Below are 16,093 nucleotides of genomic sequence, written 5' to 3' on the forward strand. Positions count from 1 at the left end.
CCGCTCCCGGGCGACGGAAAGCTGGAACCGTGCAGCGGCAGTCAGCGTGTCCCGGGATCAGCACTGTCTGCCCGGGGCAGATACGGAAAGAACGAAACCGCTTTGCGGGTCGGCCTGATATCCGAAGGGCCCTCCCCGGCTGGACATGATGATGGGCGATGTCGTTTCCCCGTGCAGTGCAACAAATCCGCATGCAATCAAACGTTTGCGAAACTTCCCCGACAGGTTGTCCACAGGCTCTTCCACTTTTTCTGTGCACAACTTTCACCGAATTTTCCTGTGACAGGACGACTACAGCGAAACGGTGGCATCAGACTCAGGCTTCATCGCTCGGATCGATCAGCTCAAGCCGGAACTGCCAGCCTTCGCACATCATCAACATCGTCCCAAAATCGGTCCAGTCGATCCGCCTGCCATCAATGACCACACATGGGAGGCGGCCATCCTGGCTATCGTCCCACTCGATCCGTCCGCGGACCGTTGTTCCGGCTATCTCAAGCTGGCCAGCACGCTCGACCACGTGCCTGATCGCAAGAGCGCGCCTGATCTTCTGCACCATCTGGCCCAACAGCTCGAACGGGTCTGTCTGCGGATCGCCCAGAAGCTGGAAACGGAAGCCCGCGCAGTCTTCGTCACCGGAAGCCAGTTCGAACGCCTCCAGTGAAAGATGGTCGCCAAACAGCAGGCTGCGGAGATGGAACTCATGAACGACGCCGTTCGCATCGGGCAGGCGTATGGGCGTGAACTCCGGATGTTCGAAGGCGTGCACATCCGCAAGACTGGCCATTTCGATGTTGAAGCAGCGGCTGCAGAGCAACCGGTATGCGCCATCCGGTGCCGCGACGCTGACAACGTCGTGCGGCGACGTGATTGCTCCGCACGCCGCACAGGTGTGATCGGTCATCTGCGCTCCTTCGGCTGCATCGACTGGACGGCAGGCATTGTCGCATCATTGCTGGCGATGATCGATGACGGGCGCCCTTTCCCGCCGGCTGACAGCAGGCTATCAGGCCAATATCACAGCACCGACAAAAGCCCTCTGACACCGGGCAGGTGTGGCAGCACAATCCCACGCAACGACAAGGACGCGCCCTCTGCCGCCCGGCGTGCCCGTTGGCGCGTCGCCGGCCATTTGCGTCGTCACGCCACCTATGTCAGTCAGCCGCTGCCACCGGTGATCCGCATAGGAGGCGGCCTCCGAACAAGGCTCCGGTTTTGACTGTGAAGTTCGTGAAACGATTATGTTAATTATCAAATATCGGACGCCGTCCAACCGTGTGGCGGCCGTTCTACCCTGGAGTGCTTTCAACCAAACCCGTCCTCTCCGGGCCGCGCACCTGGTACTTCACCATGGTGACGGCAAAACGCCTATAATGGACGAGCATTTTGCCAACGAGGTCGCCATGACAACGATCGCTTTCGTACCGACCGGGGCCGGAAATCCGCGCCGCGCCGAACTCGCCATGCTCGAGCAACTACTTGACGCGCGCATTCGCAACGAGACAGACCTCGCTGAGCTTGCGAGCGGGCGCGTCGCTGTTGAAGTGATCGACCGCCTGACGGCCCAGGGGCTGAAAGCGGATGAACTTGCGTTTATCATTCCGCGGCGCACTCTCACGCACAGGCGTCAGCAGCACGAGCGTCTCTCGACCGAAGAGTCTGACCGGGCGATTCGCCTGGCGCGCATTTTGGCGCAGGCTGCCGCGGCGTTTGGAAAGGCGACGAAGGCGATGCAGTGGCTACGAAGCCCGCAGAAGCGGTTCGCCGGTCGCAGCGCACTTGAGATGGCGAGCACTGAACACGGGGCGCGTCTGGTGGAGGATGCATTGGTCCAGATTGACGAAGGATATTTTGCCTGATGGTCCTGTGGAGAATCAGCAACTATGGCGATCTGAAGGGAGTTGGCGGCCTTCGTGCACCCGGCCGGTGGCATTTTGCGGGACAACCCGTCGTCTATATGGCGGAACATCCTGCGGGCGCCCTTCTGGAAACACTCGTGCATCAGGAAATCGGCAGCACTGCGGATCTTCCGGATACCTACCAGTTGCTGAAGGTCCAGGTCGACGAGGGCCTCACGATCTCGGAGATGGCAGAGGCCACCTGTCCGCCTGGCTGGCGCGACGACCGGGACTGGACGCAGGCTGCGGGAACTGAGTGGCTAACGCACGCCACTTCGGCCCTTCTCAAGGTGCCGAGTGCTGTGATGCCGTTCGCCTTCAACTACATCCTGAATCCTGCTCATGAAGATGCGGCTCGCATTGAGATCAGCATGGCCATTGATGTGCGCCAGGATCCGCGCATTCTTCGGCTTTTGACGCGGCCGTAGCGGAGACCTGATCTGGTCCCCGAAAAGGGGACGCCATAAGGTTGATAATCAGCTGTCTGGCGGCTGCACGTTCAATTGCGCCATCCACAAACCTGCGTCGACGAACGGCAGCCCACACAGCCATTTAATGAGTCTTCACAACCCGCAACAGCCAAGCACGCTCTTTCGGCGAATGTCCCAAAGGCGACGCAAACGGGACGATCGCGATAGCTGGGCGGGCATGTAGGTTGCTCATTGTCACCGCTGGCTTCGCTGCCCCCGCGCTCAAAGTCGCTGGCAGGATTGGCAGTCCGAAACAGCGCGTGTCCCGGTGTTGAGCGCGGAATCGACGAGCTTTTTTCAGGAGCCAAGTCCGTGCCTTGCTTTTCAAGTCCCGATCAGCCTGCCTATCGAGGTAAATCATGCAATGTGGCTACCGTGGGTGGATCATCGATGCGACTCCGGATTTCTTATTCGGGAGCTTCTTCGCACATGCGCGGCTTGTCCGCGTTTCCACTGGCGTTGATATCGATGGTGAAATGCATATTGAGCGTAATCTTGGCTGGTTCGATATCGAAGATGAGGCAATCCAGGTTGCGCAGGAGTGGGCGTTTGCATGGATCTGCAAGCGCGGCGTCGATATCACACAGGAACGACCGAAGTCATATCGAAGAAGCTACGAATCGACCGCAATTGCCGCCAGATAAAACGCCAGATATGTCGTGCAAATGCTGGGCAGTCGCGTACGTGGCGACGATCATCGCCCCGTTAATCCGCGCGGGGTGGCCCATTGCCGGCATTGGCCACTCTTTATCAAGTCGCGTCGCTCTGTGGCTCCTCTGAACATTGCCTGGCGCACTTTTTTGCCGTTTTTTTGTCGTGCAGCGGAAGGACAGGCAACTCTTGCCTGTTTGCCCTTTCAGCCGTTGAGTTCAGGCGTGGGTTCCGCTTTCCTGCAGGCGCGGGCCGGTGTACGCTGAGCGCTCGATGCTGTCGTTTTACAGCAAACCGGGACCCCTACCCGGGGCTCTGCCCCTTGCTCATGACCAATATTTCATCCTCAGACCCCGGGCCCGGACAGTCCGGCGTAGCAGCCACGCCCTCCGCTCCGCCCATGTTTCCCATCGTGGGTATCGGCGCTTCGGCAGGCGGCATCCAGGCGCTTCTGCGTTTATTCGAGCAGATGCCGGCAGACAGCGGTATGGCGTTTGTGATCGTGTTGCACCTGTCGCCGAAGTACGAAAGTCGTGCGGATCAGGTGCTGCAGCGGGTAACCTCAATGCCCGTCATGCAGGTTCGCGAGCCCACACGGATCGAAAAGAACAGCGTCTATCTTATTTCGCCCTCCAACGACCTGTCCATGTTTGATGGCTATCTCCAGGTGACGCCCGCGGAGCGTCCGTCGGGCAGACCGGTGGCCATCGACAGGTTTTTCCGCAGCCTCGCAGACGCGCATGGTGTTCGTGCAATAAGCGTGATCCTCTCGGGCACAGGTAGCGACGGGACGGCCGGCATTGGCCGGGTCAAGGAGTGCGGCGGGGTCACCCTGGCGCAGAGTCCTGACGACGCCGAGTACGGCGAGATGCCGCAAAACGCCATTGCAACCGGCCTCATCGACATGTCGCTACCGGTCGTCGATCTTCCGCAGAAACTGATCGAACTGTGGAGCAACGCACAGGTCATCCAGCTACCAACCGTTGAGGGCGAGGTTCCGATCGCGGCGGCCCCGCCGAGTGAAAACGCTGCGGCGACGGCGGAAAATGCGTTGCAGGAAATTCTGAAGGCCCTACGTCTCCATACAGGCCATGATTTCCGTCACTACAAGCGCGCGACGGTGTTGCGGCGCATCGAGCGACGCCTGCAGGTCAATGCGCTTCCTGATCTGCCTTCGTATCACCTGTTTCTGGAACGACACCCCGACGAAAACCGGGCATTGCTTCGTGACATGCTCATTGGCGTAACGAATTTTTTCCGCGATCGTGAAGCGTTCGAAGCGGTGGAGCGCGAGGTTGTACCCAGAATATTCGAAGACAAGGACGACGAGGAACAGGTTCGTGGGTGGGTGGCCGGCTGCTCGACCGGTGAAGAGGCATATTCGCTCACCATGCTGTTGTGCGAACGGCTGGCCGAAGAGAGCCACCAGCCCGGCATTCAGGTGTTCGCCACGGATATTGATGAGCGTGCGATCGAGTCGGCCCGATCCGGCCGCTATCTCGAATCCATTCTGACCGATGTCCCGCCCTCGCGGCTACGGCAGTTTTTCACGCATACGCGTGGATGTTATGTCGTGAGCAAAGCGCTCAGGGAAAAGCTGCTGTTTGCCGCGCACAACATCCTGCGCGATCCGCCGTTTTCACAACTTGACCTCGTCACGTGCCGCAACCTGCTCATCTATCTTGACCGAAACGTTCAGCGGCAGGTACTGGAAACTTTCCATTTCGCCTTGCGCCCGAACGGATATCTTTTCCTCGGGAGTTCGGAATCAGCCGAACTGGCACAAGACCTGTTCGTGCCGATCGACAAGAAAAACCGCATTTATCGCGCAAAGCCTGCCACGCGCCGAAGCCGCGTGACGCCCCAGCTCGCGTCTGCCGGGAAAATACCGTCCACCTCTCCCGTCGCGGTTGCACAGCCTCTGCCCAAGGCGGCGAGTTTTTCATTTGCACCGGTGCACCAGCGCGTGATCGAACATTTCTCACCGCCGAGCATCCTCGTCGACCGGGACGCTGAAATCCTTCACATGTCCGAAGACGCCGGACGCTTCCTGCGGTACGTTGGGGGCGAGCCCTCGCACAATCTCCTCACGGTCGCGAATCCTGATTTGCGCCTTGAACTGAGAACGGCGCTTTATCAGGCGCTGCATCGTGGGGCGAGCGTCGAGGTCAGGAACGTGCGCTTCTCACGCGGCGATGCCGTCTCCTATGTCAATCTTTCCGTGCATCCTTTTCACGATGAAGCAGCCGGTGGTGATGTCGTCGCCGTCTTCTTCGATGAGTCTGATGAAGCGGACAGGGAGGGTTCGACTGATCCGGTTCACAACCCTCCTCAAGACCGGCTTGTTGCTCATCTCGAAACGGAGTTGACGCGGACCAAGGAGCTGCTGCAGTCCAATGTCGAACAATCGAGTCTGTCGACCCAGGAACTGAAAGCATCCAATGAAGAATTGCAGGCTATCAACGAGGAAATGCGTTCGGCAACCGAAGAACTTGAAACCAGCAAGGAAGAACTCCAGTCGGTCAATGAGGAACTGGCCACTGTGAATGCCGAGCTGCAGGCGAAAGTCGAAGACGAGGCCAAGGCAAACGATGACCTTCAGAATCTCATCGCCTCAACCGGCATCGCGACGATATTTGTGGATCGGGCGATGCGCATCAAGCGCTTCACCGCGCCGGCGGTCGATATTTTCAATCTGATCGAGACCGACATCGGGCGGCCGTTGCTGGATCTCAGGCACCGCCTGAACTATCCGGAACTGGCACAGGACGCGGTTGCCGCTTTCGAAACGCTAAAGCTGACCGAACGTGAAGTCAGCACGACCGACGGGGAGTGGTTCATCGCCCGACTGTTGCCATACCGGACGCTCGAAGATCGCATTGATGGTGCAGTGCTGACCCTGATTGATATTACTGCGCGACGACGCGCCGAAGATGCGGCGCGAACCAGCGAAGAGCGATTGAAGTTTGCTGCACTCACGACGAACGACTACGCGATCATTGTGCAGGACCTCGACGGGGTGATCGTGAGCTGGAACCGGGGTGCGCAAAGCGTGTTCGGCTATGAAGAAGGGGAAGCAATCGGAAAGCCGATCGATCTGATCTTTTCTGCGGAAGACCGGGCGCAGGGTCTACCACTGGCGGAAAGACAAAAGGCCAGAAGTGCCGGCCGTGCCGAAGATGAGCGTTGGCACGTGCGCAAGGATGGCAGGCGAATCTATTGCAGTGGCGTCATGACCGCAATCGACACGGAGGGCTTCAGAGGCTACGCAAAAATTGCGCGGGATCTCACGGATCGTAAAAGTACGGAAAGCCGCCAGGCTAATCGGCTGGAACTCGAGCGGCGGGTTCGTGCGCGCGCCGTGTCGGCGAACCGCCAGAAGGATGAATTCTTTGCAGTGCTATCGCATGAACTGAAGAACCCGCTAAACCTGATTCACGTCAAGGCGGAGATGCTGACGCGCGCACCGGAACTCCGGGAACTCCCGCTGGTCCGGGATGCGACCGATGTGATTCTCCGTTCGGTGGTCGGCCAGGCAAAAATCATTGATGATCTGCTCGATCTGTCGCGGGCGCGAACCGGCAAACTTGCGCTACATCTGTCGTCCGTCGACGTGTCGGCAATCCTGCGTACAGTGGTCGACGCGAGCGCATCTGATGCGGCCGCCAGCGGCGTGGCCATAGTGCTTTCGGGCGCGGACAACGGTGTGCAGATACAGGCAGACCCGGTCCGTCTGGAACAGGTTTTCTGGAACATTATCCGGAACGCGCTGAAGTTTACTCAAGTCGGCGGGCGAGTGGATGTGACGGTTTTCCATGAAGATGGATTCGTTTGTGTACAGGTCAAAGACACAGGTCAAGGGATCGCACCTGACTTCCTCCCCCGCGTCTTCGACATGTTCAGCCAGGGTCATACTGGGCCCGCCCGGGAACACGGAGGTCTGGGGATCGGCTTGTCGCTGGTAAAGCAGCTGGTGGAGATGCACGGAGGCCAGATTCAGGCGAAATCCGATGGCGTGGGACAAGGCGCAACGTTCTCCGTCAGACTGCCCGAGATCGCATCTTCGTTCCCTGCGGAACATACCCGTCCCGAGGTCGACGGGAGCACACTGAAGGATCTGCGCATACTGCTGGTTGACGATTCAGCCGACGCGCTCGACGCTTTGCGCGCGCTGCTGGAAATGGAGGGGGCGATAGTCCGCGCCGAACTCAGCGGCAAAGCGGCGCTTGCCGCAGTAGCCGAAACCCGATTTGACGTGATTTTGTCGGACATTGGCATGCCGGGGATGAGCGGCTATGAACTCATTGCGGAACTCCGGCAATTACCTCAAACAGCTACCACGGCGGCCATTGCCCTAACCGGCTTTGGACGCGAAAAAGATGTTGTCGAAGCGCTGCAGGCCGGCTTCGACGCGCACATTGGCAAGCCTGTATCGCTAGCGGCGCTCATCGCTGCGATTGAGCAATCACGTTCAGTACGCGGCGACAGTTAGGGGCGGTCGAAACGCGTGAGCCCATCAGACTTGCCGCATAGAAGCCGCTAGTGGTAGTGGTCCGGATTGGCATTTCGAGTCAGTGGACGGCTGCAATGCCACGCAGCGTGCGCGAGAGCAATCGGCCGCAATCCTGGCACGAGCGGCCGTTCGCCGAGGGTAGTTGACCGTCCCCTTGTGGCCGATACTGTTGAAAAAGTCGCTGACCGTCTTTTTCGCGAGGTTTGCTGGGGTCTTCTTACCCTCAACCGGAGTCCGCGAGCGGCTTGTGGGCCGATCTGAGAGGTCGTTTTATTCGCTTGGGTTGACTGAACCACCGGCTCATCCAGCCCGGCCTTCGGAAAGTGAGGCGCCTTTCAAGGCCCTGCTGATCAATGGCACGTCGCCCGGCGTTCACTTCTGGAACCCGCGCAAATGATAAGTAGTGCGTATGAAATGGTGATCATTTCTTTTATGTCAAATTGGTGCGCGGGCAGAGTGCGGGCGGCCTCATTTTGGCGATCGTGACCGCCGCGTTCATGCGTCGATACAAGCGAGCCGAATCGCTTCACCGGCTCGCGCAGGGAACCCTGCGAGCTGAACAGCGGCGCATATGGACGGTCGACCGTGTGCTGGCGCAGCAGTCCGCCGCGCCGGATGGAAAAAGCGTCGCCGCTACAAACCGTGCGACGCCCGATGACGAACTGGACGGCGGTCAACTGGGTGATCGGAACGGATTGACCACCGTCAGCCGGTCGAAGATGACCTGGCCGTGTTGCATATCTTCGCTATAGAGTACTTCGCAATCTTCAAGCAACGCGAAGGCGATGATGCACGAATCGTAGAACCTGAATCCGTAGTGTTCGGCGATACGGCGTGCTTCCTTGTGGACGTCAAGCGTCAGTGGCACGATCTCGCAGAACTCCTCCACATCGCCCAGGAGAACGTTGATCTCCGGCCACGAGAGCCCCATTTTGCGGCTCATGAGGAGCGTAACCTCGTTCATTACCTGCGTGCTGATGACGGGCATCGGAGCCCCCTGCACCACCAGCGCCTCGGCCCGGTCAGCCTTCGCGGCGTCGCCGGAGAACAGATAGGCAATCACATTGCTATCGACGGCAAATCGCGCCGGTGCCTCAACCGTCATTCAGCGTTTCCCCTTTCGCTGAGCGATTCCCGATCGAACTTGAAGTCGGCAGGCAGTCGTCCGCGGTACTTGCGCAAGCGCTCGATCCGCTCAGCGGCTGTCGGCCTTTTGCTGACCGAGAACGCGCCGGACTGTTCGGCATAGATCTCAATGTCGTCGCCCTCCTTCAAACCGAGTGCATCGACGACGCTCGCGGGCAGCCGGACGGCAAGGCTGTTGCCCCATTTAGCGACTTGCATCATTATCTCCAATAGATACACATAAACAGTATTGTATATCCAACTTAATGCTTTTCAAGTCCGAGGGCGGTTTTGATGGTTGCCTCGCGGGCGACTATCCATGCACGTCGGGTATTGTCAAGTTGGCGCCGGGGTCGACGAATATAATGGGGCATGAGGAAAGGTTCCGTCTCCGTTTTGCCGTCGGCCGAGGCGCCGATTTCGTTCAAGGGCTACCGATTTCCGCCGCACATCATCAGCTACGCCGTGTGGCTGTACTATCGGTTCCCGCTCAACCTGCGCATGGTTGAGGAGATGCTGGCGTATACCCTTCCGCTGCGATTTGACAATTATGTATGTGTGCCCCGCACCATTGCCACCATTTTCATCGCCTTGCTGGAGCCAGCGGCTGGAGGTCTTCGGCACGGTCGTTGCGGCTCCTCCGTAAACGTCCCGACTCGCATCTCGCCATGTCAACAGTCCTACTTGTCGACGATGAGCCGGATAACCTGTGGGTATTCCACAGGGCTGTTAACTTCCGTTCGACCGTGTTAACTTCGTGAGCTTCGAAGCAAGCAGTGGAAACGAGAATGATATTCGGGGGGTGTATTTTCTGAGCTGCACGATGTACGGCGCGAGCAGGGCAAGCGCTATGCGCTGGAGCCGCTGCTGTGTGCGATCGTGATGTCGATGTTGGCAGGCGCCAACTCGCTCAGGACGATTGAGGTGTTCATTGCCGAGCGCCTGGCGCAGCTGAATGGGCTGTTCGGGACGAACTGGGGCAAGGCCCCGAGCTGGATAGGAATCCGCAAATTCCTGCTCCAGCTCGACGAGCATGAGCTGGAGTGCGCGGTGCGTCATTTCGCGCAGCGACAGGCGTCAGCGCCGCCCGGACGACAGTTCATTGCGCTGGACGGCAAGGCGCTGCGTGGCAGCGCCTCACGTCTGGATGACCTGGCTGCCTGGCACATTGAGGTCCGGCCGGGATTCGCAAATATCTGAAGCTTAAGATATTTGCGAATCCCGGCCGCTCCTCGAGTTCTCGCTACGCGCCCGTTTTTCGATTACTGCGCTGTCAGCCGGCATTGACGGCTTCGTAAGCCGTGCGACCGGCGGTCTAAGTTTTTCGGCACGCTGCGGGTGCACCCTTTAACTTCAACGAGCACGCCATTTGATGTATGATGCATCACAATTGGCGGACCAGCTTGCATGTTTTCTCTAGTCTCAACGCTACCCTTGGGACTCACTGCGAGATCGCATTACAAAACACATTCGGTCTTGTTCAAGCCGATGCTCGTTTCAACAAGCCTCTGATCCGTAGCAATCGCCCGACTTCCGATTGATGGTTCGATGTAGCTTCCGCTCGCCCATACACACTCGATCCAAACCCGTTTCAAGCTTGAGCACAGGAGTTAGACATGGCAGTTTCTGAATACGTGGACACCCCGCTCTTTATCGATGGCGAATGGGGTCCCGCCGCAAGCGGCAAGACCCTCAATGTCGTCAATCCCGCCACGGGCGCAACAATCGGCAGCGTCGCGCATGCCGGCATCGAGGATCTAGACCGTGCGGTAAAAGCTGCTCAGCGCGGCTTCGCGGTTTGGCGCAGAGTGCCCGCCTTCGAACGTGCCGCATTGATGCGCAAGGCTGCCGGACTCGTCCGCGAGCGCGCCGATTCAATCGCGCGCCTGATGACGCTCGAACAAGGCAAGCCGCTGGCCGAAGCCCACATCGAAGTCTTGTCCGCGGCCGGCATCATCGAATGGTTTGCCGATGAAGGATTGCGTGTCTACGGTCGGATCGTGCCGGCCCGCAACCTCACCTCTCAGCAGACTGTGATCAAGGAACCGATCGGCCCTGTCGCCGCATTTACGCCATGGAATTTCCCGATCAATCAGGTGGTCCGCAAACTGAGTGCCGCGCTCGCGACCGGCTGCTCGTTCCTAGTCAAAGTTCCCGAAGAAACCCCGGCATCGCCGGCCGCACTGCTGCAAGCGTTTGTGGACGCAGGGATCCCGAAGGGCGTGATTGGCCTGGTCGCCGGTAACCCCGGCGAAATCTCGAACCATCTGATCGCACATCCGGCGATTCGCAAAATCACGTTCACCGGCTCGACCGCTGTCGGCAAGCAACTCGCCGCCCTTGCCGGCCAGCATATGAAGCGTGTGACCATGGAGCTCGGCGGACACGCACCGGTGATTATCGCCGAAGACGCGAATCTTGAACTCGCTGTCAAGACCTCGGGCGGCGCGAAATTCCGCAACGCCGGTCAGGTATGCATTTCGCCGACCCGCTTTCTCGTGCACAACAGCATCCGCCGCGAATTCGAACAAGCGCTGGTCCGGCATGCCGAGAGCCTGAAAGTCGGCGACGGCTTGGCCGAGGGTACGACGCTCGGGCCGCTCGCCAATGTCCGCCGGGTCGGCGCCATCAGGAAAGTCATCGAAAACGCGCGCGCGGTCGGCGCAACCGTCGCGACCGGCGGTGAAGCGATTGGCGGCGACGGCAATTTCTTCGCGCCGACCGTGTTGACTGACGTTCCGCTCGAAGCCGACGTTTTCAACAACGAACCGTTCGGCCCGGTCGCCGCGGTTCGCGGTTTCGACTCGCTCGACGAGGCCATCAGCGAAGCCAACCGGCTGCCGTACGGCCTCGCCGGTTACGCATTCACGCGCTCGTTCAATCATATCCATCAGCTGAGCCAACGGCTGGAAGTCGGCATGTTGTGGATCAATCAGGCGGCCACGCCGTGGCCGGAAATGCCGTTCGGCGGTGTGAAAGACTCCGGCTATGGTTCCGAAGGCGGCCCGGAAGCGCTCGAACCGTACCTCGCGACGAAGTCTGTCACGGTATCGGAAGCTTAAGAAACGGTGGAGAAATGGAATTGACGCGTTGTCAGCGACAAACGCGTCAATTCGCGCCATGTTGGCGGGAAAAAACGGACCCAATCCCATGGATCAGCACACGCTCGGTGGCAAATACCATCTGATCGCCGAGGCGTGAGGCACCCAGCTCACGGTTATGCTGACCTGGGCTGCAGTTCCGAGCCGCCTCGACAGCGGTTGCGAGCACGGGACATGACGTTGGTGCTCACAAAAATCGGCTCGCACTATGTCATGTCGTTTCGGGCATCATAGCGGAATGCGTTAGTGCAGTAGACTTCGGCGGGCGCACACGAATTGTTCACTTGCGAATGAATATCACGGTCAACGCGCACCCTTGCGCCACACGCGCGCCACAATTGCCAATGCCTCGGCTAATCGCTCACGCTCGCGGACGCCGCCCATCGAAATTCGGACGCATTCTGGCGTTGCTTCTGCATCAACGGAAAAGGCGCTTGCAGGCAACACAGCGACGCCTTCCGCGAGCAACTCCGCGGCAAAATCCTTTGCAGTGCAGTTTGGAGCCATCGGCAACCACAGATGGTAACTAGGAAACCGCAAAGGCGGGTATCCGCGTTGAAGTGCATCGGCCGCGATCTGTTGTCGTGCAACCGCCTCCTGACGGTGCCAATTGAGCAACCGCCCCCCCGTCCGAGACTCAATCAGGGTCGATGTAATTTCTCCGAGCAGTGCGGAAGACGTCCACGACAATACTGGAATCGTATCATCCAATCGTGAGCGCACCGGGCCGCGCATAGCTGCATAGCCAATTCGTAAACCAACAGCGAGACTTCGATTGGTGCCGCAAATATAAATGCACCGATCCGGTGCGAGCGCACTGAGAGTGGGAGTATCATCCCCGGCGAGGTGCCCCGCAGTATCATCCTCCACAATCAAACAATCCAGTTCGCGCGCAACATCAATGATCTCATGCCTCCTTTCGAGCGGCATAGTGATGTTCGTCGGATCATGCCCCGTAGGCGAGCAGAAAATCGCTGCAACTGCCTCGCCGCGAGCTGCTTCCCGTAATGCCTGCGGGGACAGTCCGTTCACGTCCATAGCAACGCCGCGCACGCGGATCCCGAATAACGCGGCCAGCCGGCGGAAGTCCGCGAACCGCAGAGACTCGGTCAGGATTAGATGCCGACCTGAGCTCAAGGCCGCCAGAATCGCCAATAAAGCATCTCGCATGTTGTCGCACACCACGACCTCGTCTGGTGTGTACGCGAGGCCCCTCAACGAAAGCCAGTGTGCGCCTGCCGCGCGGTGCGCCTCCATGCCCTGCCCGGGGTGAAATTCGAAGAGGCCATGTAAAGATTTACGGCGAGCGATTGCGCCAAGCAAGCGATTGAGGCTCTCATTAAATGGCGAAACCATCGTCGTGTTCATCCGCAGGTCGACGAGCTGTCTCGGCTCAGAGTCAACCGCCTGTGCGGTTTCGGGGAATGCACCAACGAAGGTTCCGCGACCAACCATGCCCACGATCAAGCCTTTCGATTCGGCAAGTTGATAGGCTTGAGTGACTACATCGAGCGTTACGCCGAGGCTCGACGCCAGCCCGCGCTGCGGGGGCAAACGCTCGCCTACACGAACCGCTCCCGTGGCGATCGCCTGCTCCAGGGATTCAACCAAACCGACGTATAGGGGTTTGCGAAGTTCGCTCTTCTTGGGTGACCACATAAAACCACCGCCATGTTGAATTTTAAATCGCTCGCGGATGTGGGTGCGACCCAATTGGTCTCGTATTTCCCAGTGATCAGGAAGCTAAAACGCCTACTCTTCCACATCATCAATCTAATTGATGCTTGCTCACAGAATACACATAAACAATCATCTGCGGCAACTCCTCCAGCCCCTCGCGGAGGTTTGGCCGGCGCCACTTGGCAAAACGGCTCATTGAGTGTCTGTGAAACTCGGGCCGACCCAGTGCAACGGCGTCCTTGAGTACAAAACGACTGGCCGCCAAGCACACGGCTCTGACCCGTCCGAACCTATACAGCAAAGGACAGACTTGTATTATGAAGCTGCGCGGTAAGCCCGAGAATAAACAATCGAGGCTGTTACTCATTAAAAAGGAGCATGGGATGACTAACCGGTTGCCGCAGCCAAAAAACATTGTGACTCTGGAAGAGAATACGAGCGCCGCGCAAATAAAAGAGGTTACCGACTTCGATGGTGCAGTCATCGTGCCCAATCTAATATGCACGGATCTGCTTGCCCGGTTCAATAGTGAAGTCGATAGGTTTTTCGTAGAGCAACGACGCAACGAGATTATGTCCATAGACCCCGAAGCGGATAAGTTCACGCGACGCCTCGCTGGCCTTGCGGCACGCACTCACTGCTTCGCGGACATCATTTTGACGGACCGCATTCTCGACTGGGCTGAAGCGTGTCTCGACGGCGCTAATTATGACATCCAACTCGGCAGTGCACAGGTGCTGGAGGTATGGCCCGGTGCACCGACTCAAGTCATCCATCAGGACGGCGGCTATGCTCCCTTCCATCTGCGCGGTGCCGACAAACCAGAGGTGATTGCAAGTTGCATAATTGCGCTAACCGATTTCACTGCAGACAACGGCGCTACTCGCGTAATTCCCGGAACCCACAAACTCGATATTGACTGGAATGAAGTCTCTCATCGCCCTGAAACTGTGCCGGCGGTAATGAGGGCTGGCAGCGGAATGTTCTTCACCGGCAAAGTTGCGCACGGCGCGGGAGCAAATATGTCAAATGCTCCGCGGCGAGGTATGACACTGTGCTTTTATGCAGGCTACCTGAAACCCGAAGAAGCTCATACGCTCGTAATATCGCGCGAGCGAGCCAGGCAGTTGCCCCCGCGCCTGCGGCAACTGCTTGGCTTTACTTCGTATTACGGCCGCGGTAGGTCCAAAGACGAGAAGATGCCGATGGCTTGGCAATATGAAATCGGTGACGCCTCGCAATATCTGGAGCGGGGGCCGATTGCATGAACGATTTGCCAAAAAACATTCGCTGGACGTTGAAGAGCCACCCCGAAGGCAAGGCCACGCTTGCGAATTTCCAGCGCGAAGAAGTCTCCGTGCGTCCATTGGGTGGCTACGAGGTTCTGGTTCGGACGCTATATCTTTCCCTCGATCCCTACCATCGTCAACTGATGGACAAGCCGGTTGATCGATTCGGGGTGACGGGAGCCGAACAAGCCGCTGTTCTGGCGCCAATCCCCCTGGGAGATACGCTGCGGGGCGCAGGAGTGGGCCAGGTCGTCAGGTCGACTGACCCCCGTTTCGCACGAGGAGACATTGTCGAAGGCTACCTGGGCTATCAGACACATTCGATTTGCAAGGGGAAAGGCGACGGCACACCCACCGTGATTCCCTTGTCGACGGAAGCGGCCGCGGGCGGCGATGGTTTAACAGTCGTGCAGAAGTTTGATGCCGGCGACGCGCCGCTTTATATGCGCCTGTCCGCACTTGGTGAGCAAGGTTTGACAGGGCATATCGGATTGGTCGAAGCCGGAAAGCCGCGCCCAGGAGAAACCGTGTTCGTCAGCAATGCCGCCGGTTCAGTCGGCCAAGTCGTTTCGCAAGTAGCGAAGATCATGGGCTGTCGCGTGATAGGCAGTGCCGGCCCCCAACACAAACTGAACTATCTTCGCGAAGAACTCGCCCTCGATGGTGCCGTCAGCTATCGTGACCCGGAGGCTGGTGCAAAGATTGATGCACTATGTCCAAATGGGATCGATGTTTATGTCGATCTCGCCGGAGGTGCTTTCTCGGACCTCGTCTTCAGTCGCCTGAAATTCCGTGGCCGCATGGCTGTCGTGGGAACTACGGCCGACTGGTGGAGCGATCCAGACGATCCGGTCAATCGTTCTCCACGGCCCTGGTGGTCGATCAATCTGAAGCAAATCAGAGTAGAAGGATTTGTATTGTGGGACTACGTTCATTTATACGATGCCTACATTCGACAGCTACGTAACTGGTGGAGCGAAGGAAAACTGAAATCGCGCGAGCATATGTATGAAGGGATCGACGCGGCGCCTCAAGGACTTCTGGACCTTTTTGAAGGCAGGAATTTCGGCAAGGCCATCGTACGCGTCAATGAACCGGAATGATCGGCATAGACTCCGAATCAATGGATCCTGAATCAAGCCCACGGCCAGAATCTCAAGTCAGCTTGCTAATGGCAGATTGTTTTAATGCCACTATCAGAGCGGGAAATATTCACGAGAATCCTAGCGCAGAAAAACAGTGCGGCCATATTTCGCCAATGTGTAAGGGAAATGCGGGTTGGAAGTTGACTGCCTGAGCCTTTTATTTTGGCCGGCAGATTAAACCGTCGCGTGATTGCCGTTCCTCCAGCAGACCTGGACGGTCT

The 16,093-nt window shown here is 58.4% G+C and carries 13 protein-coding genes and 1 pseudogene; 9 read left to right on the forward strand and 5 right to left on the reverse strand.

The genetic code is table 11. The features are described 5' to 3' along the window. Positions 1–316: 316 nt before the first annotated feature. Positions 317–904 carry a hypothetical protein gene (locus B0G71_RS39240; protein WP_116149791.1) on the reverse strand — a complete coding sequence of 196 codons (588 nt, stop codon included), beginning with the start codon at positions 902–904 and terminating at the stop codon, positions 317–319. 499 nt (positions 905–1,403) lie between these two features. Here B0G71_RS39240 and B0G71_RS39245 point away from each other — a divergent pair, with 499 nt between their 5' ends. From B0G71_RS39245 to B0G71_RS39260, 4 genes are all read left to right on the forward strand, one after another. Continuing rightward, entirely contained in the window at positions 1,404–1,859 is a 456-nt protein-coding gene (locus B0G71_RS39245; RefSeq protein WP_116150012.1) for an antitoxin Xre/MbcA/ParS toxin-binding domain-containing protein, read from the forward strand. Then, entirely contained in the window at positions 1,856–2,326 is a 471-nt protein-coding gene (locus B0G71_RS39250) for an RES family NAD+ phosphorylase (RefSeq protein WP_116149793.1), read from the forward strand. Before B0G71_RS39245 ends, B0G71_RS39250 begins: the two co-directional genes overlap by 4 nt. Positions 2,327–2,727: 401 nt before the next feature. Continuing rightward, positions 2,728–3,012, forward strand: coding sequence for a hypothetical protein (locus tag B0G71_RS39255; RefSeq protein WP_116149794.1), 285 nt, complete (start codon positions 2,728–2,730; stop codon positions 3,010–3,012). Between the two features lie 407 nt (positions 3,013–3,419). Further along, positions 3,420–7,511 (forward strand): CheR family methyltransferase, encoded by a 4,092-nt coding sequence (locus tag B0G71_RS39260; protein ID WP_220377361.1) that lies wholly within the window; start codon positions 3,420–3,422, stop codon positions 7,509–7,511. 371 nt (positions 7,512–7,882) lie between these two features. Here the strand turns inward: B0G71_RS39260 and B0G71_RS39265 are convergent, their stop codons facing one another. From B0G71_RS39265 to B0G71_RS39275, 3 genes are read right to left on the reverse strand one after another with little or no spacing between them, the layout of a single operon-like run. After that, positions 7,883–8,209: a hypothetical protein gene (locus B0G71_RS39265; protein WP_116149797.1), complete on the reverse strand. Its 327-nt coding sequence runs from the start codon at positions 8,207–8,209 to the stop codon at positions 7,883–7,885. After that, a complete protein-coding gene (locus tag B0G71_RS39270; protein ID WP_116149799.1) occupies positions 8,206–8,637 on the reverse strand; it encodes a PIN domain-containing protein in 432 nt (143 codons plus the stop codon). The genes B0G71_RS39265 and B0G71_RS39270 overlap by 4 nt, the downstream gene beginning before the upstream one ends. Continuing rightward, positions 8,634–8,876, reverse strand: a complete 243-nt coding sequence (locus tag B0G71_RS39275; RefSeq protein WP_116149800.1) for an AbrB/MazE/SpoVT family DNA-binding domain-containing protein — start codon at positions 8,874–8,876, stop codon at positions 8,634–8,636. Before B0G71_RS39275 ends, B0G71_RS39270 begins: the two co-directional genes overlap by 4 nt. A 177-nt stretch (positions 8,877–9,053) precedes the next feature. Here B0G71_RS39275 and B0G71_RS39280 point away from each other — a divergent pair. From B0G71_RS39280 to B0G71_RS39290, 3 genes and pseudogenes are all read left to right on the forward strand, one after another. Then, positions 9,054–9,176 (forward strand): annotated as a pseudogene (locus tag B0G71_RS39280) (IS6 family transposase); the annotation flags it as partial. A 297-nt stretch (positions 9,177–9,473) separates the two neighbouring features. Next, entirely contained in the window at positions 9,474–9,857 is a 384-nt protein-coding gene (locus B0G71_RS39285; protein WP_116149802.1) for a transposase family protein, read from the forward strand. A gap of 416 nt (positions 9,858–10,273) precedes the next feature. Next, positions 10,274–11,719, forward strand: a complete 1,446-nt coding sequence (locus B0G71_RS39290; RefSeq protein ID WP_106285716.1) for an NAD-dependent succinate-semialdehyde dehydrogenase — start codon at positions 10,274–10,276, stop codon at positions 11,717–11,719. Positions 11,720–12,061: 342 nt separating this feature from the next. Here the strand turns inward: B0G71_RS39290 and B0G71_RS39295 are convergent, their stop codons facing one another. After that, complete coding sequence (locus tag B0G71_RS39295) at positions 12,062–13,471, reverse strand: PLP-dependent aminotransferase family protein (protein WP_147308761.1); 1,410 nt, start codon at positions 13,469–13,471, stop codon at positions 12,062–12,064. Between the two features lie 284 nt (positions 13,472–13,755). Between B0G71_RS39295 and B0G71_RS39300 the strand changes: the two genes are divergently transcribed. Further along, entirely contained in the window at positions 13,756–14,706 is a 951-nt protein-coding gene (locus tag B0G71_RS39300) for a phytanoyl-CoA dioxygenase family protein (RefSeq protein ID WP_116149805.1), read from the forward strand. After that, a complete protein-coding gene (locus B0G71_RS39305) occupies positions 14,703–15,830 on the forward strand; it encodes an NADP-dependent oxidoreductase (protein ID WP_116149807.1) in 1,128 nt (375 codons plus the stop codon). Before B0G71_RS39300 ends, B0G71_RS39305 begins: the two co-directional genes overlap by 4 nt. Positions 15,831–16,093: the final 263 nt, after the last annotated feature.

The organism is Paraburkholderia sp. BL27I4N3 (assembly GCF_003386115.1).
GTDB lineage: Bacteria > Pseudomonadota > Gammaproteobacteria > Burkholderiales > Burkholderiaceae > Paraburkholderia.